Source organism: Marinitoga lauensis (assembly GCF_004135675.1).
GTDB classification, from domain to species: Bacteria; Thermotogota; Thermotogae; order Petrotogales; family Petrotogaceae; genus Marinitoga; species Marinitoga lauensis.
This window is the reverse complement of sequence record NZ_QHLX01000003.1, coordinates 313,863-330,914: the sequence shown is the minus strand read 5'-3', so window position 1 is coordinate 330,914 and position 17,052 is coordinate 313,863. Positions and strand designations below refer to the sequence as shown.

Annotated in this window: 20 protein-coding genes and 1 pseudogene; 17 read left to right on the top strand and 4 right to left on the bottom strand. The window is 29.2% G+C overall.

Annotated features, from left to right (window positions below; genetic code table 11):
• Positions 1 to 783 carry an alpha/beta hydrolase gene (locus DJ007_RS06815; RefSeq protein WP_129408897.1) on the bottom strand — a complete coding sequence of 261 codons (783 nt, stop codon included), beginning with the start codon at positions 781 to 783 and terminating at the stop codon, positions 1 to 3.
• A 120-nt stretch (positions 784 to 903) separates the two neighbouring features.
• Between DJ007_RS06815 and DJ007_RS06810 the strand changes: the two genes are divergently transcribed.
• Positions 904 to 2,100: a flagellin N-terminal helical domain-containing protein gene (locus DJ007_RS06810; protein WP_129408895.1), complete on the top strand. Its 1,197-nt coding sequence runs from the start codon at positions 904 to 906 to the stop codon at positions 2,098 to 2,100.
• A 125-nt stretch (positions 2,101 to 2,225) separates the two neighbouring features.
• A complete protein-coding gene (locus DJ007_RS06805) occupies positions 2,226 to 3,425 on the top strand; it encodes a flagellin N-terminal helical domain-containing protein (RefSeq protein WP_129408894.1) in 1,200 nt (399 codons plus the stop codon).
• A gap of 90 nt (positions 3,426 to 3,515) precedes the next feature.
• Here DJ007_RS06805 and secF read toward each other — a convergent pair whose 3' ends face one another.
• The 3 genes from secF to yajC are packed head-to-tail and all read right to left on the bottom strand — an operon-like array spanning position 3,516 to position 6,104.
• Entirely contained in the window at positions 3,516 to 4,424 is a 909-nt protein-coding gene (gene secF / locus DJ007_RS06800; protein WP_129408892.1) for a protein translocase subunit SecF, read from the bottom strand.
• Positions 4,421 to 5,833, bottom strand: a complete 1,413-nt coding sequence (secD, locus tag DJ007_RS06795) for a protein translocase subunit SecD (protein WP_129408890.1) — start codon at positions 5,831 to 5,833, stop codon at positions 4,421 to 4,423. The genes secF and secD overlap by 4 nt, the downstream gene beginning before the upstream one ends.
• Before the next feature lie 19 nt (positions 5,834 to 5,852).
• Positions 5,853 to 6,104: a preprotein translocase subunit YajC gene (gene yajC / locus DJ007_RS06790; protein ID WP_240739334.1), complete on the bottom strand. Its 252-nt coding sequence runs from the start codon at positions 6,102 to 6,104 to the stop codon at positions 5,853 to 5,855.
• 271 nt (positions 6,105 to 6,375) lie between these two features.
• Here yajC and DJ007_RS06785 point away from each other — a divergent pair, with 271 nt between their 5' ends.
• The 15 genes and pseudogenes from DJ007_RS06785 to DJ007_RS06710 all read left to right on the top strand — a co-directional run bounded on the left by DJ007_RS06785 (position 6,376) and on the right by DJ007_RS06710 (position 16,990).
• On the top strand, positions 6,376 to 6,717 hold the full coding sequence (locus tag DJ007_RS06785) for a hypothetical protein (RefSeq protein WP_206076187.1): 342 nt from the start codon (positions 6,376 to 6,378) through the stop codon (positions 6,715 to 6,717).
• Between the two features lie 29 nt (positions 6,718 to 6,746).
• Positions 6,747 to 7,010 carry a cell division protein ZapA gene (zapA, locus tag DJ007_RS06780; RefSeq protein WP_129408887.1) on the top strand — a complete coding sequence of 88 codons (264 nt, stop codon included), beginning with the start codon at positions 6,747 to 6,749 and terminating at the stop codon, positions 7,008 to 7,010.
• Between the two features lie 28 nt (positions 7,011 to 7,038).
• Positions 7,039 to 7,554, top strand: coding sequence for a glutamate racemase (locus DJ007_RS06775; protein WP_129408885.1), 516 nt, complete (start codon positions 7,039 to 7,041; stop codon positions 7,552 to 7,554).
• A gap of 254 nt (positions 7,555 to 7,808) precedes the next feature.
• Positions 7,809 to 8,365, top strand: a pseudogene (locus tag DJ007_RS19045) (RNase adapter RapZ).
• Positions 8,344 to 8,679 carry a RapZ C-terminal domain-containing protein gene (locus DJ007_RS19040; protein ID WP_129408880.1) on the top strand — a complete coding sequence of 112 codons (336 nt, stop codon included), beginning with the start codon at positions 8,344 to 8,346 and terminating at the stop codon, positions 8,677 to 8,679. The pseudogene DJ007_RS19045 and the gene DJ007_RS19040 overlap by 22 nt, the downstream one beginning before the upstream one ends.
• Before the next feature lie 4 nt (positions 8,680 to 8,683).
• On the top strand, positions 8,684 to 9,604 hold the full coding sequence (gene whiA, locus DJ007_RS06755) for a DNA-binding protein WhiA (protein WP_165974051.1): 921 nt from the start codon (positions 8,684 to 8,686) through the stop codon (positions 9,602 to 9,604).
• On the top strand, positions 9,601 to 10,068 hold the full coding sequence (nrdR, locus tag DJ007_RS06750; RefSeq protein ID WP_129408877.1) for a transcriptional regulator NrdR: 468 nt from the start codon (positions 9,601 to 9,603) through the stop codon (positions 10,066 to 10,068). Before whiA ends, nrdR begins: the two co-directional genes overlap by 4 nt.
• A gap of 2 nt (positions 10,069 to 10,070) precedes the next feature.
• A complete protein-coding gene (gene greA / locus DJ007_RS06745; RefSeq protein WP_129408876.1) occupies positions 10,071 to 10,571 on the top strand; it encodes a transcription elongation factor GreA in 501 nt (166 codons plus the stop codon).
• Complete coding sequence (gene lysS, locus DJ007_RS06740; RefSeq protein ID WP_129408874.1) at positions 10,558 to 12,072, top strand: lysine--tRNA ligase; 1,515 nt, start codon at positions 10,558 to 10,560, stop codon at positions 12,070 to 12,072. The genes greA and lysS overlap by 14 nt, the downstream gene beginning before the upstream one ends.
• 104 nt (positions 12,073 to 12,176) lie before the next feature.
• On the top strand, positions 12,177 to 12,371 hold the full coding sequence (rpmB, locus tag DJ007_RS06735; protein WP_072862122.1) for a 50S ribosomal protein L28: 195 nt from the start codon (positions 12,177 to 12,179) through the stop codon (positions 12,369 to 12,371).
• A 200-nt stretch (positions 12,372 to 12,571) separates the two neighbouring features.
• Positions 12,572 to 13,192, top strand: a complete 621-nt coding sequence (locus tag DJ007_RS06730) for a PHP domain-containing protein (protein ID WP_129408873.1) — start codon at positions 12,572 to 12,574, stop codon at positions 13,190 to 13,192.
• Complete coding sequence (locus tag DJ007_RS06725; RefSeq protein WP_368359580.1) at positions 13,177 to 14,850, top strand: helix-hairpin-helix domain-containing protein; 1,674 nt, start codon at positions 13,177 to 13,179, stop codon at positions 14,848 to 14,850. The genes DJ007_RS06730 and DJ007_RS06725 overlap by 16 nt, the downstream gene beginning before the upstream one ends.
• Before the next feature lie 141 nt (positions 14,851 to 14,991).
• Positions 14,992 to 15,456 carry a ribosome maturation factor RimP gene (rimP, locus tag DJ007_RS06720; protein WP_129408869.1) on the top strand — a complete coding sequence of 155 codons (465 nt, stop codon included), beginning with the start codon at positions 14,992 to 14,994 and terminating at the stop codon, positions 15,454 to 15,456.
• An 11-nt stretch (positions 15,457 to 15,467) separates the two neighbouring features.
• Positions 15,468 to 16,493 carry a transcription termination factor NusA gene (gene nusA, locus DJ007_RS06715; RefSeq protein ID WP_129408867.1) on the top strand — a complete coding sequence of 342 codons (1,026 nt, stop codon included), beginning with the start codon at positions 15,468 to 15,470 and terminating at the stop codon, positions 16,491 to 16,493.
• Positions 16,494 to 16,597: 104 nt separating this feature from the next.
• Complete coding sequence (locus DJ007_RS06710; RefSeq protein ID WP_129408866.1) at positions 16,598 to 16,990, top strand: Fur family transcriptional regulator; 393 nt, start codon at positions 16,598 to 16,600, stop codon at positions 16,988 to 16,990.
• Positions 16,991 to 17,052: the final 62 nt, after the last annotated feature.

The following is a 17,052-nucleotide window of genomic DNA, read 5'->3' as shown; positions in this document are numbered from 1 at the left end:
TTATAGTGTATTTTCCTGAAAAAATTTGATAATTTCATCTGCTACTTTTTCTTTTTCTATATCATTAACCACAACATGCGGGCTTTTTTCAAGAATTACAGTTTTGATTACATGTGATGAGATATTATTTTTTATAATATCCGCAACTTCTAAAGGAACCGTCTTATCTTTCTTAGAAACTATTATCAACGTATCACTTTTTATTTTGCTCAATCTTTTTTTAGCCAAACGTTGTAGTTTATACAAATCTGCAGCTTTTGAAGGCCAATCATAATCCCAATATTCTCTTGCTAACTTATTCAGCCCTTCTTCTTCATATTCAAATTTCTTATTTTTTTTTAATCTTTTAACAAATATTTTCATTATCGGTGTTAATTTCAATCTCCAATCTGTAGCCTCAAGTGCAGGAGCTGCCAGGGCTATTTTTTCTGGATTAAATTGTGCAGCTAATAACAAAGTCAAAACTCCACCCATAGATAATCCAGAAACATAAACTTTCCTATATTTTGTTTTTAGCTCAATATAAGAATCTAAAACTCTTCTTAACCAATCTTTCCAGTTGCTGTTTAAAAAATCGATTGAATTTGTTCCGTGACCAGGCAGTCGAGGTATTGATACTGTAAAACCTGCTTCATTTAATCTTTGGCCTAAATAATACATATCATGTGGAGTCCCAGTATATCCATGGATTAGTAAAATAGCGATATCTCCACCTTTTAAAAATAATGGAAATGATTTTTCATAATTAATTCTAATTCTTTTAGGAATATTATCTAAAAACATAATTTCCTCCTTTAATTCTTATTTTTATAATTTTACCATTTTTTCTCTAAAGTTTCAAAAAAAAGCGACGAAATATATAACGGTTGAAAAACATATTACATTTCACACGGAGGTGAAATTATGAGAATTTATCACAACATGGAAGCTTTAAACGCATGGAGAACGCTTAATAGTGTTAAAGGTGAGATGAGTAAGTCTCTGGAAAAACTCTCTTCTGGTTTAAGAATTAACAGAGCAGCAGATGATGCAGCAGGTTTGGCAATTTCTGAAAAAATGAGAAACCAGATAAAAGGTCTTGACACTGCAGTAAGAAATGCGCAGGATGCTATATCAATGATCCAAACTGCTGAAGGTGGAATGGATGAAATCCATTCAATATTAAAACGTATGAGAGAACTGGCTGTTCAATCATCTACAGATACAAATACTGATGCTGATAGAGTTCAATTGCAAAACGAATTTACAGAATTAAGAGATGAAATCAACAGAATTGCTAAAACAACACAGTTTAATACTAAAAACTTGTTGGATGGCTCTTTGAAAGAAACAAGAGATGCAGAAGCTAAATTAGTTTCTCCAGGCTCCGCTCACTTTTCAACCAGCCTTGTATCTGATACTTACACAGATGCTAATATCATTATAGAAGTCGGTCAATTTAGCGGTGGAGCTACTTCAGGTATCGATATTAAGTTAACCATAATTACTGCTGGAGGCAAAAGTAGTACATTGGTAACAAGTGCTGCTGGAAAAGCCGCAAATTCAACTGTTCTTAACGTAGGTGCCGGAAGCGTTAAGATATCTTGGGAACAGGATCAATTAGCAGATATTGACGATTATGGCGGAACATTAGCTTCCGGAACAAAAGTTGATGGTGGTGCAGTTGCTGTATTTGGTGCAGTTACAGCAGGTTCCAGTGGTGTAAATCCATTAAACTATCATATTGGAGCTAATGAAGGACAAATTATTAATCTTGGTTTCCAGAGCATGAAAGCTGATGATATTGGTATTACCTCAGAAATAAAAATAGATTCACAAAGCGATGCTGAATTTGCTATTAGTGCTATAGATGCTGCTGTTTATAAGGTTTCTGCATTCAGGGCTAAATTGGGTGCTGCTCAGAATAGGCTTGAACATACTATCAAGAACTTAGGTGTTGCTTCTGAAAACTTAACAGCTGCTGAATCAAGAATTAGAGATGCTGATATGGCTAAAGTTATGGCAGAATACACAAGACAACAGATACTTATGCAATCTGGTACTGCTATGTTATCTCAAGCTAATCAGTTACCTCAACAGGTATTACAATTACTCAGATAATACAACTAATTTAGGGGCGAAGGGATTCGCCCCTTTTTGTATTTTTATGTATTAAAGTTTCAAAAAAAAGAGACGAAATATATAACGGTTAGAGAATATATTACATTTCACACGGAGGTGAAATTATGAGAATTTATCACAACATGGAAGCTTTAAACGCATGGAGGACACTTAATAGCGTTAAGGGTGAGATGAGTAAATCTTTAGAAAAACTCTCTTCTGGTTTAAGAATTAACAGAGCAGCAGATGATGCAGCAGGTTTGGCAATTTCTGAAAAAATGAGAAACCAGATAAAAGGTCTTGATACTGCTGTAAGAAATGCACAGGATGCTATATCAATGATTCAAACCGCTGAAGGTGGAATGGATGAAATCCATTCAATATTAAAACGTATGAGAGAACTGGCTGTTCAATCATCCACAGATACAAATACTGATGCTGATAGGGTTCAATTGCAAAACGAATTTACAGAATTAAGAGATGAAATCAACAGAATTGCTAAAACAACACAGTTTAATACTAAAAACTTGTTGGATGGCTCTTTGAAAGAAACAAGAAACGCAGAAGCTAAAATAGTATCTCCAGGTTCTGGCCATTTTGCCATTGGTGCCTATTCAGCAAGCATGACAAATGACGCCAATTTCGTTATAGAAGTTGGTCAATTCAGTGGTGGAGCTACTTCCCAATTAGATGTTATCGTAAAAAGAATTGATTCTAACGGAATAACAACTGTAGGATCTTCTATAACTACCGTTAGTGCGGGAAGTATTCAAGTTACTGTAGCCGGTGGAGGAACTATAACTATTACGTGGGATACTAACCAAATTGCAAAAATTGATGATTATGGTGGAACATTAGCTTCTGGAACAAAAGTTGATGGTGCAGTAGTTGCAGCATATGGACAGGTTACAGCTGGTTCCACTGGTGTAAATCCATTGAACTATCATATTGGAGCTAATGAAGGTCAGGTTATTAATCTTGGTTTCGAAAGTATGAAAGCTGATGACATTGGAATCACATCAGGTGTAAAAATTGACTCACAAAGTGGCGCTGAATTTGCTATTAGTGCTATAGATGCCGCTGTTTATAAGGTTTCTGCATTTAGAGCTAAATTGGGTGCTGCTCAGAATAGGCTTGAACATACTATCAAGAACTTAGGTGTTGCTTCTGAAAACTTAACAGCTGCTGAATCAAGAATTAGAGATGCTGATATGGCTAAAGTTATGGCAGAATACACAAGACAACAGATACTTATGCAATCTGGTACTGCTATGTTATCTCAAGCTAATCAGTTACCTCAACAGGTATTACAATTACTCAGATAATACAACTAATTTAGGGGCGAAGGGATTCGCCCCTTTTTTATTTTTTAGAAACTAAAAGCCCCAAAAGGGGCTTTGATTTAATTATTATTATTAGAATGTTTTTGCTTTTTTTATCCATCCAATAACAATAGGACTTGCAATATACAATGAAGAATATGTACCTACTACTACACCTACTGCTAATCCAAAAGCAAACGGAGCAATCGCTCTTCCACCCCAGATTAATATTGGCAATACTACCAAGAATGTTGTAAGTGATGTGTTAATTGATCTAACAATAACTTCATTAATACTTGTATTTACTATTTCTTCTATTGATTTTTTACCTCTTAATTTTTTCATATTTTCCCTTATTTTATCATACACAACAATAGTGTCATTTAATGAATAACCTGCTAATGTCAAAAATGCAGCAATTGCAGCGACATTGATTTCAATACCAAATAAGGAATAAAATCCCATTGTGATAATAATATCGTGAGCTAAAGCTATAATTGCACCCACACCAAATGAAAATTTAAATCTTAATGTTATATAAGCTAATAATAATACTAACGAAATAATAACTGCATACCATGCATATGATTTGATTTCTTCTGCAGCATAACCAGAAACGTCATTAAATTCCAGAAAATCGATTTTTATGCCCTTCTCTGAAAATTTACTTTTCATAGATTTTATTAATTCTTCTTTCAATGCTGTAGAACCTGATAATGATTCTTTTAGAACTACTGAATATTGGAATAATTCAGAGTTTTCAACGTTCAGATTTTTTAATTTAGCAATTTTTGCAGTTGCATACTCCGATTTTATTGAACTTAATATATCTCTTATTTCATTAATACTTATTTCTTTATCAGAAGATATTACAAATTCTGTTCCACCTGCAAAATCTACACCTAAATTAAAACCTTTGGTAAAAACAAATATTAAACCAGTTATTACTAATAATAATGATAAAAGAATAAATACTTTCCTCTTTCCAACAAAATCAATCATCTTTTCCCCTCCTCTACAGCCGCACTTTGGTACTTTTTCACATTAATTAGATGACTTGTTGATTCAAGAATTGCTCTTGAAACAACTAAATTTGTAAACATACTACCTAAAACACCAATAATCAATGTAATCGCAAATCCTCTTACAGTACCTGTTGCAAAATAATAAAGAACCACACCTGCTAATACTGTAGTCAAATTAGCATCAAACAATGTCCAAAATGCTTTATCAAAACCGAATCTAACGGCTGTTAAAGGAGGTCTTCCATGTCTTAATTCTTCTTTTATTCTTTCATAAATAATTACATTACCATCAACAGTTGTACCAAATGTCAAAATAATACCTGCTAAACCTGGTAATGTTAATATTGCATGTGTCCCAGCTAAAACACCTAATAATAACATTGAATTAAATAATAAAGCTATATCCGCAACGACACCCATCCAACCATAAAAAGCTATCATATAAACCATAACAACTAATAAACCCAACAATCCAGCTTTTACTATTGTTTCAACAACATCTTTTCCTAATGTTGGACCTGTTGTTCTTTCCTGGAATTTTACTAAATCAACTGGCAAATTTCCTGCCTTTATCAAAGCAGCCACATTTCTTGCTTCTTCAATTGTCTGAATACCTTCAATTACAGCTGAACTACTTGTAATTTTTTGATTAACAACTGGTGCGATAATAACTCTATTATCAAGAATAATAGCCAATCTTTTTCCAACTAAGTTTCCAGTTATTAATTCAAATTTTTTGCTTCCTTGAGAGCTGAATTTTAAATTTACCAAAAATCCTTTCTTTCTTGTGTTGATATCAGCATTAGCATCAACAACTTCAGTTCCAGTAAATTCAAAAGGTTCCTTTCCAAATGTAAAATATTTTTGAACTTTATACCATGTTGTTTCATCATATAAATCCCTTACATAATCATATATAGGTTCTTCTTTACCATTAATAACAACATATTTATTTCTTCTAATCTCTGGTTTTGTATCTGATGTTTGAACATCAATTACTTCAGCAAAATATAATTTACCTCTACTGCCTATTAACTTTTCTGCAGTTTCAATATCTGTAATTCCTGGGATTTCAACACGAACTCTTATCTTATTCCCACTAACAACTTTTGATACAACAGCTTCTGTGTATCCTGCAGCATCTAATCTTTTTCTTAGAACCAAAATAACATTATCAATAATTTCATTAGGATCTGTTCCTTCATCAAGTTTCATGTTATACTCCAGCATACTCCCGCCTTTAATATCCAACCCAAGCTTAATGTTAGAAAAATATTTAAAAACTCCTGTATTTTCACTGGCTGTTTTTGATGGCCAGAAAAACATCAATAATGCTGTTAGTATAACTACTACCGAAATGATTACTCTAACTTTGTGTGACTTCACAAAACCAACCCCTTGAAAATTACTTTTTATTTTCTTCTTTATTTGATTTAGAAAGAATTGCTACTATTGAGCTTTTAGTTATGTCCAATTCAGTTTTATCAGCTGTTCTAATTCTAACAAAATCATTATTTATATTTACTATTTTTCCTATTATTCCTGATTGTGTTAAAATTTTATCATCTTTTTTTAGTTTAGATAACATATCCCTATGCTTTTTTTCCTGCCTTTTTTGAGGCATTATAATTAAGAAATACATTAACCCAAAAATCAAAATAAATGGAAATAATAAACTCCAAATACTTCCCGCGGCTGAAGTTGACGCAGCACCAGTTGTTGTTTGAGGAGCAGCTGCTTCAGGGGACCAAAAAATAAAAAATTTGTTATACTATGAAAATTCATAATAACTTCACCTCCAAATTAAATTTTTCTTAGAATATTATAACACAGATTTGTGATTTATGGAAATTTTTATGATATAATTAAAAGGGAATTTTATTATTTTTATGGAAAAAATGATTGAAAAACAATAAAGGGGTATGAAAATGGAACTTTTAAAAGAACTTGAAAGTATTATAAACAACCTTACTGAAAAATACAACAAGGTTAAAGAAGAAAGAGATGCATTAAAAAAAGAAAGTGAAGAACTTTATGCAGAATATGAAAATCTTACAAGAGAAAGGGACATGTTAAAAAGTCAGATTGATGAATTTAAAAAGAATGAAGAAGAAATGGAAAAATACATTCAAGAAATCAATTACAAATTAAAAGAAATTTTAGGAGAAGAAAATCCAGAAACAACATCAGAACCTTATATTTCTGATGAAACAATTTCAAATGACTCCTCAAATATGGATGGAATTTCTCACGAAGAGTCTAAATGGTAATAAGGTAATAACGTAGAGGCGGTGAATTTATGGGAGACAAAAGACGAAAACATATATATTTCGATTTACTTGGAAAAAAATATGACTTTATTACTGATGAACCAGAAGAAATTGTGAATGAAATACTGGAAAATATAAAAAGAAATGTCGAAGAAATATACGCTAAAATGAACAATCCTGACCTGGTTCATATATTGTTATTCCTTCTTTTAAATGAAAACCTGGAAAAATTAGAATTAAAAAATGGCTTAAAAGAATTAATAGATAAAGCCTCCTTTGTCTCCCATAATTAAAGGATAAAAATATCTGGTGGTGTAAAAAATGAGAATAGGTTTTTTTGATTCCGGAATAGGTGGTTTAACCGTTTTAAAAAAGGTGGTCGATACCTTTAAAGGCCACCACTATTTTTATTTTGGCGATACTTTAAATGTGCCATATGGTTCAAAACCCCCGGAAAAAATCATACACATATTAAAGAACCTATTTCTATTTTATGAAGAAATAGGAATAGATATTGTTGTTGCGGCATGCAACACATCTGATTCAATAATTCTAAGAAATTATATAGATATAAATTCATATAATTTTAAATATATTAGCATCCTGAAAAATGCAATTTCTCAAATAAAAGAAAAGGAAAATGTATTGTTATTAGCTACTGAAAATACTGTAAAAACTGGTACATATAGAGAATTATTAATATCTAAAAATACGAAATTAACAGAAATAGCCTGTCCTTTATTTGTCCCTCTTATTGAGGAAGGAATATGGCACGGCCCAATAGCTGAATCTATTGTAAATTTTTATCTAAAAAAACAAAAAAATATGATAAAATAATTTTGGGTTGCACTCATTATCCAATATTAGAAAAACACATAAAAAAGTCGTTAAGGGAAAAATAATAGACCCTGCTGATGGAATTGTTGAATCGTTAAAATTTCATTTACCAGTTGTAAATTCATCTCCTGAAATTCAATTTTATGTTTCGGGGATTTATATAAGTTTATACATAATTCCGAAAGAATTTTAGGAAGAAATAATTATAATGTAAAATATTCTTCTTTGATTTTTGGGGAAAATGGAGTGGTTTCATGGTAAAAAAAAGGAAAATCCTATTAATTACAGGTTTATCGGGAGCTGGAAAAACTACAATTCTAAAGATTTTAGAGGATATCAATTATTATACAATAGATAACATTCCCCTCATTTGATTGAGGAATTCCTAATAATGTTATTGAATAGTTCTGATATTGACAATATTGCTTTTGTTAGTGATATCAGATGGAAAAATCCAGAAGAATTAAAGGAAGAAATCATAAAAATACGAAAACGCTTTAAATATACTGATATTACATTTAGAGTAATTTTTTTAGATTCTTCTATAGAAACAATAAAAATAAGATTTATGAAATCCCGAAGAGGTCATCCTTTACAAAATTCAGATTTAACACTTGATGAATCTATAGATAAAGAGATTGAATTGATGAATCCTATAAAAGAGATATCAGATATTGTAATTGATACAACAAATCTTGAACCTTCAAAGTTTAGAGAAAAAATATTTGAAATTCTGGATGAGCAAAAAGAAAACAATACAAAAATTAAAATAATTAGTTTTGGATTTAAATATTCTCCCCAAACGATTTAGATTACTTATTTGACGTAAGATTTTTACCAAATCCTTATTATATAAAAGAATTATTTGTACAAACTGGTAAAGATAAGGAAATAATAGATTACCTGGAGCATTTTGAAGAGTCCAAAGAAATTGTTAACTCAATAATGGAAATATTAATAAAAATTCAGAAATGGTATTCTACAACTGGAAGAGTATCTATAAATGTTGGTATAGGTTGTACCGGTGGGCGACATAGATCTGTGTATGTTGCTGAGAAATTATATACTTTATTAAAATCAAAAAAATATAATGTTTCTATTTATCATAGAGATATCAACAGGTGATATTATGTCTGTATTTTCTGAAGAAGTTAAATTAGAACTGGTAAATTCAAAAATTGATTATCCTGAAATTGAATTGTTTGGCTTTATAAAAGGAAAAGGTAGTTTTGTTATAGAAGAAGATAATCATTTTTTGAAATTATCGATTTCTTCTATGAACACATTAAAAAGAGTTTATAAACTTTCCAAAGAATTATTTGAAGAATGGATAACCACATATATAAGAATTGAAAAAAGGCTTAAGCTTGGAAGAATGGGTGAATTGTACTTTAATTTAATGCATGCTAAAATTATTTTTGAAGAGAAAAATATTGATATTTTTTCAGATGGACTTCCAGGTTATATTGCTAAAGATCCTTATTTATTTGGTATTTTTTTGAGAGGTTTATTTTTAAGTTGCGGCTCTGTTTCTATTACTAAAAATTACCATTTTGAAATATTTTCAGATTTCACAGAACTTTTTGCTCAAATGATAATAAAAAATTTACAAAATCTTATAGGAATCAAAGCCAATTATATAACAAAAAATAATAAAATAAAAATATACATCAAATCATCTAAAGATATTTTAAATGTACTGGAATTAATTGGCGCTCACAATTCAGTAGAAAAAATATCAACTATCATCAAAGTTCGCGAATTAAAAAGCAATGTATCGCGAACATTTAATTTTATCTCAGCTAATGCCACAAAAACCGCTGAAAGCGCTTCAAAACAAATTGAGAATATAACTATAATTTTAAATAATATTGGATTGGATAATTTACCGGATGATTTAAAACAGATAGCTTTATATAGGCTCGAAAATGAGAGTGATAGTTTAAGCGAAATGGCAGAAAACTTAAATATATCAAAATCTACCCTGTATTATAAAATGAAAAAATTGGAAAAAATCGCAAACGATTTAAAAAGAGGTGAATTACCATGAAATGCCCTTATTGTGGCTTCGAAGAGACCAGAGTCTTAGATTCAAGAACAATTGCAGAAGGAACAGTAACCCGAAGAAGACGTGAATGTTTAAGATGTAATAGCAGATTCACAACTTATGAAAGATATGAAACTCACAAAATTTTTGTAATTAAAAAAAATGGACAAAGAGAAATTTTCGATAGACAAAAAATTTTAAACGGACTCATAAAAGCCTGTCATAAAAGAGCTATAAGTTATGAACAAATCGAAAATCTGGTAGCCGAAATAGAAGAAAAAATAAGAAAGATGGGAACATCCGAAATTGAAAGTGTTAAGATTGGAGACATGATTATGAATGAATTAAAAAAAATAGATCATGTTGCTTATGTTAGATTTGCTTCTGTATATAAAGAATTCGGAGATTTAGATCATTTTATAAAAATAATAAATGACTTAAGAAAAAAGAAAATTAAGGAGGTTTAAATATGGTTCCAGGTGAAAAAATACAATTAACCAGAGAAGGTTATGAAAGTTTAATAAAAGAAAAAGAGGCACTGAAAAATAAATTAATGACAGAAATAGCTGAAAGAATTAAGGAAGCAAGAGAATTAGGTGATTTGTCTGAAAACAGTGAATATGAAGAAGCAAAAAACGAACAGGGAAAAATCGATTCAAGAATTAAAGAAATAGACTATATTTTAGAAAACGCTGAAGTTATTGACGAATCAGCAAGCAACAACGAAGAAGTAAATTTAGGAAATACTGTTATAGTTAAAGACTTAAAGAAAAATGTTGAAGAAACTTATAAAATTGTTAATTCACAGGAAGCAGATATTTTCTCTGAACCTAAAAAAATTAGCTCCGAATCGCCACTAGGAAGAGCTTTATTAAAAAAGAGAATTGGTGATAGAATTAAATTCAAAACACCACTAAATAAAGAAAGAGAACTTGAAATTTTAGCTATATTAAAATATGGAGGTGCTTGATTTGAGCGATTTAAGAGAACAAAGATTAAAGTTAATTGAAGAGATACGAAAAGAAGGAAGAAATCCATATCCTTACAGATTTGAAAAGGATATGAAAGTTGAAGAAATTAAAGAGAAATATAATAATATTTCTGATGGTGAATTATTAGAAAATGAAGTATTTAAATTTGCAGGAAGAGTAATGTCCATAAGAAAACATGGAAAATCTGCATTTATTGTTTTAAAAGATGATACTGGAAGAATTCAAGCTTACATTAGAAAAGATAAAGTCCCAGAAGGAAAATTTGATGAATTTAAAAAATATATGGATATTGGTGATTGGGTTGGTATAGAAGGATTCCCTTTTAAAACCCACACAGGGGAATTAACATTATTAATCCTTGATTTTGAAATTCTTTCTAAAGCTTTAAGACCTTTACCAGAAAAATGGCACGGATTAAAGGACAAAGAAGTAAAATACAGACAAAGATATGTTGATATGATAGCCAACGATGAAAGCTTAAAAACATTTGTTACTCGATTTAAAGCTATAAGATATATAAGAGAATTCTTAAACTCGAAAGGATTTATTGAAGTAGAAACTCCTATCTTACACCCAATATTAGGTGGCGCAAATGCAAGACCTTTCATTACACATTTAAACGTTTACGATACCAATATGTATTTAAGAATTGCACCAGAATTATACTTAAAAAGATTAGTTGTTGGTGGTATGGAAAAAATATATGAAATTGGAAAAAATTTCAGAAATGAAGGTGTATCTTATAAACACAATCCAGAATTTTCAATGATGGAATTATATCAGGCATATGCGGATTATACTGATATGATGAAAATTACAGAAGATGTATTATCTTATGTTGTTGAAAAAATACATGGTACGACAAAGATAACCTATCAGGGTGTCGAAATTGATTTCAAACCACCTTTTAAAAGAGTAAAAATGAGAGATTTTATTAAAGAACATCTTGGAGTTGATATATTAGAAGATCCTGACGAAAAATTAGTTGAAGTTTTAGAAAAAAACGGTGTAGAGGTTATGGTTGAAGATAAAGGACATTATATTGATGAATTATGGTCTTTAGTAGAAGATAAAATTGTTCAACCAACATTTGTATTAGAACATCCTGTTGAAATTTCACCATTAGCAAAAAGGCATAGAGAAGACCCAAGAGTTACGGAGAGATTTGAATTAATTATATATGGAAGAGAATTGGCAAATGCTTTTAGTGAATTAAATGATCCTGTTGATCAATTACAAAGATTCAAAAAACAGGTGGAGCTAAAAGAAAAAGGTGATGAAGAAGCCCAAATGATGGATTTAGATTTTGTCAGAGCTTTAGAATACGGATTACCTCCAACAGGTGGATTGGGAATTGGCATTGATAGATTTGTAATGTTCCTTACAAATGCAGAGACTATTAGAGATGTTATTGCCTATCCAATTGTAAAACCTATGAAATTTGAAGACGAAGAAAAATTAATGGAATCTGATGAATAAAATTAACCTTTTTTAAATATTAAATTCATCTTTATGTATATAATATAGTAGGTGTATACTATATGAAATAATAATATAATAAAATACATAGGAGGATGATTAAAATGGCTAGAGTATGTGAAGTGTGTGGTAAAAGACCAACAGCGGGAAATAGTGTTGCTCACTCTAAAGTAACAACAAGAAGATGGTGGAAACCAAATATTCAAAAAGTTAAAGTTGTTTTAGAAGATGGAACTGTTAAAAGAATGAATGTATGTACAAGTTGTTTAAAAGCAGGAAAAGTTAAAAGAGCAATATAATCATACAATAAAAAGCGCCGTTCTGGCGCTTTTTATTTTGTAATTTATATATAAATTGAATAAAAACTTCATACATACGGTGTTCCTGCTGACTACGTCAGCTTATTTAATAATTATAAAAAACATAATTCAATAACACAGAAACCCGCGGATGCGTGTTTCTGTGTTATAATATAAAAAAAAGGCCTTGAGGTGGTATTTTGAAAATACTTGGTCCTGTTGTTACTTCAAAATCAATTGGAAAATCATATATACAGTTAAGAGACTTAATACCTTTAGCTAAGAAATATAATTATAATAGCATCGCAATATTAGAAGACCATCCAAAATCTTGGATAAGTTTCATATCCTTATGTAACAAATATAGAATAAAGCCAATTATTCTTTTTGAAAAAGAGAAGAAAATTTATATTCCTAAAAATTCTGATGAACTAAAAAATTTAATAAAATCTTATAATGGGATTGAGGTCAAACTTCCATATATTGAAAAGGATCATATATTAAAAAAACTTGTTTATCCAACAAAAAGATTTTCAGAATTATTAAATAATATAGATGGTGATTATATAAAAAAAGATTATGGCATTGAAAATTATGTTGATAAAAGATTATACAATTATATTTTAAAAACAGATTTTAATTATAATATTTCAAAATTTTATCTCGGAATTCCCAAAATTGGTGGTTTCAAAAAACTATATGAAACGATACTTCCACTAATAAGTAAATTACCTGACAATTATGTCGAACGCTTAAAAAATGAACTTGAAGTTATAAGAAAATTAAATGTATCTGATTATATTTTATCTGTAAAAAAATAACTGACACTGCAAAAAAAGTTGGAAGTCTTGTTGGACCTGGAAGAGGATCAGCTGTCGGCTCACTTATAGTTTATTTATTAGGAATAACTCTAATAGATCCTATAAAATATAATTTATACTTTGAAAGATTTTTAAATGTTTCCAGACAAGAACTTCCTGATATTGATATTGATGTAGAGTCAGAAAAAAGAGATTTAATAATAGAAGAACTATCAAAAGAATTTGAAATTGCTCAGGTTAGAACATATGTAAGAATGAAAAGTAAAAGCGTATTTAAAAAAATCAATGAAATACTAAATGTTGATTACTCAAAAAAATTCAAAAAGCCTATAAGAGCACCAGAAAATATGTACTTATATAAAAAAATTAAAGATTATTACACATTGGCTTTTTATTTAGAAGGTTTAGAAACAGCAGAATCTGTACACGCTGCAGGAATAATTTTATCCGATAAATTTTTAAAAGAAAACATTCCTCTTGATCTTTCAAGAAAAGTGCCTATCACTCTCTGGGAAATGGATGAATTAAAAGAAATCGGAATAGAAAAATTTGATCTATTGTCTCTTGACACACTTTCTCTATTAAAAAAATTTGATTTTAAATATTCAAAAAAACATTTTCAGAACTTAAATAATAAAAACGTTTATAATATAATATCTCAAGGTTTAACGGAAGGAATTTTTCAGCTTGAATCAAAATTAGCTAAAAAATTAGCTAAAAAATTAAGACCTAAAAACTTTGATGAACTCTATATTCTATTGGCTTTAAATAGGCCAGGTCCTCTGAATTCAGGAATGTTTGATGAATATTTAGAAGGTAACAGCAAAGATTACCTGAAAAAACTTTTACCAGAAACAAAAGGAGTTATTATATTTCAGGAACAGGTAATGTATTTAGCTCAAAGATTAGGTGGTTTAACTCCTCAGGAATCAGATAATTTTAGAAAAGCTATTGCTAAAAAAGATATTGAAAAAATTGAAAATTTAAAAACAAAGTTTATTTCTAATGCTTCTAAAATAATTGGTATTAATGAGGCTAAAAGATTATATTCTAAAATTGAAAATTTTGCTCAATATGCATTTAATAAATCTCATAGTGTTGCATATGCTCATCTAAGCTACTGGATTGCTGAAATAAAAAGTTTATATCCAGAAAATTTTTATCTTGAATATATTAAATATAAAGGTTTTTCTTTTGAACTTTTTAATGAAATAAAACTTATGAATATAAGCTTGAATCTTCCTTCTATAAACCACCCTATGGGATTAACCCAAAAAAAATATATAATTTTACCTCTGCGAATAATAAAAGGTGTAGGAGAATTTGCCGAAAAACGAATCTTTGAAGATATTCAAAAAAAAGGAAAATATACATCATTTGAAGATTTCATAAAAAGAGCAAAAGATATTGGAATAACCAGAAATATCATCGAACAAATGATTAAAGGTGGGACATTCGATATATTTGATAAAAATAGAAGGAAATTATTTAGAAAAATTTCGGAAATTGAAATGTATGCTAGTGAAAATTCTAAAAAAATATTATCCAATGTTTTTGGAGAAACTATTGCAAATGATGATAAAAAAATCATAACCTCAAGAGAAGATATAATTAAATTTGAAAAGGAAGTTTATGGTTTTTCTATTTCTTATACCTAAATATTTCAGAACAAAAAAGAAAGGTCACTATTGATTTTATAAAAAAAATATGATATAATCCAATTGAAATAAAACATTTAAGATGTTCGAGGGCTAAGCCCTCGAACTCTCTTTTATTTAAAATAAGGAGGTGTAAAATCAATGAATAATATTAAAGACCTGATAAAAGAAAAAGCTGATAAAATAGCTAAAAGTATGGATTTAGAAATTTTTGATATTTCTCTAAAAAAGATAAGGAAAAAGTTTAAATTAGAAATAATAATAGACAAATTAAATGGTTATGTAGGAATAGACGAATGTGAAAGCTTTTCCAGAGAAATTGAAGCTTATTTAGATGAAAAGGATCTTATAGAAACTTCATATGATTTAATAGTTAGTTCGCCTGGATTAGACAGACCTTTAAGATGTTTAAACGACTATATTCGCTTTAAAGGTAACCTTGCAAAAATTATATTAAGAGAAAGAATTGAAAATAGAACTGCTATAAAAGGTTATATTGAAGATATTGAAAAAGATATTATTTTTGTAAAGGAAAAAGATAGTGAAAAATTGATAAGAATACCCTATAATAAAATACTTAGAGCAAATCTAGAAATAGATTTATAGGAGGTGATAAAATGAACGTTGTTTTAATTGAGGCTTTAGAAGAATTAGAAAGAGAAAAGGATATTAAAAAAGAAGTATTGTTAGAAATTATTGAAAAAGCCATCGAAAAAGCTTATAAAAATAATTATGAAATGGAAAATGTGGAAGTTGTTGTTGATAAAAATCATGGTGAAATCAGCATATATCAAATATTAAAGGTTGTTGAAAAGGTAGAAAATGAAGGAGAAGAAATATCTTTTGAAGATGCCAAAAAAATTAATTCAAAAGTTCAAATAGGCGATTTAGTAAAGAAAAAAATTAACCCTAAAAAAGAATTCAAAAGAATAGCAGCTCAAACTGCAAAACAGGTAATTAAACAAAGCATAAGAGAAATAGAAAAAGAAAACTTATATCATAAATATTCGCCACTTGAAGGAAAAATTACAACTGCTGAAGTACTGTTGGTAACAAATGAATATGCTGATATAAGAATAGGTAAATTAGAAACAAAATTACCTAAAAAAGAATGGATTCCTAATGAATCATTATATTCTGGAGACATTATAAAAGTTTATATAAAAAGCATTCAAAAAACTACAAAAGGTCCTAAAATTTTAGTGACAAGAAGTGCTCCAGAATTTGTTGAAGAGCTATTTAAAATGAATATACCTGAAATTGAAGATGGTATTGTAAAAATTAAAAAAGTTTATAGAGAACCAGGAGTGCGAAGTAAAATAGCTGTATACTCTGAAGATCCAAAAATAGATCCAGTTGGAGCATGTATTGGAGAAAATGGGGTTAGAATCAGTCAAATATTAGAAGATCTAAAAAACTTAGAAAAAATAGACGTTATTAAATGGTCTGATAATATTGAAGAATTAATAAAAAATGCACTTGCTCCTGCCCAGGTATTAAATATAAAATTAGATAAGAAAAATAAAATGGCTGTGGTTCATGTACCAGAAAATCAACTCTCACTGGCAATAGGTAAAGGTGGTCAAAATGCAAGGGCTGCTGCTAAAATTACCGGTTGGAAAATAGATATACACACTGTTTGAATTAATTAAAAAGGAACACAATTTTAATAATACTTAAATCAAAAAGTCTTCTTTTTGCTGTAAAATTGAATCGAACTAAAAAATGAGGAGGCGGATTTAACACTATGTCCCAACAGGTTTTGAAAAAAGTTCTCAGAGATAAAAAACAAAGAATGACAGCACAAAGAGAGTTGATTTTAAAAATATTTATGGAATCAAAAGGAAGATTAATGAGTTTAGATGATGTTTATATGAATATTAGAAAAAGAAAAAACCATAAAACAAGTAAAATGACTGTTAAAAGGGGCATTGATCTTTTAGAAGAATTAGGAATTATAAGAAAAGTCAACTTTGAAGATGGAACACCCAGATATGAACTAATAGAAGAATTAGAAAATGAACCAAAAGTATTATTTATATGCGAAAATTGTGGAAAAGCTATAAAACTTGAACTAGATAAAGAAAAATTAAAAGTATATTGCCTTATGAAAATATTGAAATTAAGGATTTTGATTTGAAGATATATGGAATGTGTTCAGAATGCAAATAATACTGCACTTAATGTGCAGTATTATTTTTC

What these genes read in the sequence shown, in the direction of transcription:
- DJ007_RS06815 (WP_129408897.1), bottom strand. Translation starts at nt 783, where the DNA reads ATGTTTTTAGATAATATTCCTAAAAGAATTAGAATTAATTATGAAAAA.
- DJ007_RS06810 (WP_129408895.1), top strand. Translation starts at nt 904, where the DNA reads ATGAGAATTTATCACAACATGGAAGCTTTAAACGCATGGAGAACGCTT.
- DJ007_RS06805 (WP_129408894.1), top strand. Translation starts at nt 2,226, where the DNA reads ATGAGAATTTATCACAACATGGAAGCTTTAAACGCATGGAGGACACTT.
- secF (WP_129408892.1), bottom strand. Translation starts at nt 4,424, where the DNA reads ATGATTGATTTTGTTGGAAAGAGGAAAGTATTTATTCTTTTATCATTA.
- DJ007_RS06785 (WP_206076187.1), top strand. Translation starts at nt 6,376, where the DNA reads ATGGAACTTTTAAAAGAACTTGAAAGTATTATAAACAACCTTACTGAA.
- zapA (WP_129408887.1), top strand. Translation starts at nt 6,747, where the DNA reads ATGGGAGACAAAAGACGAAAACATATATATTTCGATTTACTTGGAAAA.
- DJ007_RS06775 (WP_129408885.1), top strand. Translation starts at nt 7,039, where the DNA reads ATGAGAATAGGTTTTTTTGATTCCGGAATAGGTGGTTTAACCGTTTTA.
- whiA (WP_165974051.1), top strand. Translation starts at nt 8,684, where the DNA reads ATGTCTGTATTTTCTGAAGAAGTTAAATTAGAACTGGTAAATTCAAAA.
- nrdR (WP_129408877.1), top strand. Translation starts at nt 9,601, where the DNA reads ATGAAATGCCCTTATTGTGGCTTCGAAGAGACCAGAGTCTTAGATTCA.
- greA (WP_129408876.1), top strand. Translation starts at nt 10,071, where the DNA reads ATGGTTCCAGGTGAAAAAATACAATTAACCAGAGAAGGTTATGAAAGT.
- lysS (WP_129408874.1), top strand. Translation starts at nt 10,558, where the DNA reads ATGGAGGTGCTTGATTTGAGCGATTTAAGAGAACAAAGATTAAAGTTA.
- rpmB (WP_072862122.1), top strand. Translation starts at nt 12,177, where the DNA reads ATGGCTAGAGTATGTGAAGTGTGTGGTAAAAGACCAACAGCGGGAAAT.
- rimP (WP_129408869.1), top strand. Translation starts at nt 14,992, where the DNA reads ATGAATAATATTAAAGACCTGATAAAAGAAAAAGCTGATAAAATAGCT.
- nusA (WP_129408867.1), top strand. Translation starts at nt 15,468, where the DNA reads ATGAACGTTGTTTTAATTGAGGCTTTAGAAGAATTAGAAAGAGAAAAG.
- DJ007_RS06710 (WP_129408866.1), top strand. Translation starts at nt 16,598, where the DNA reads ATGTCCCAACAGGTTTTGAAAAAAGTTCTCAGAGATAAAAAACAAAGA.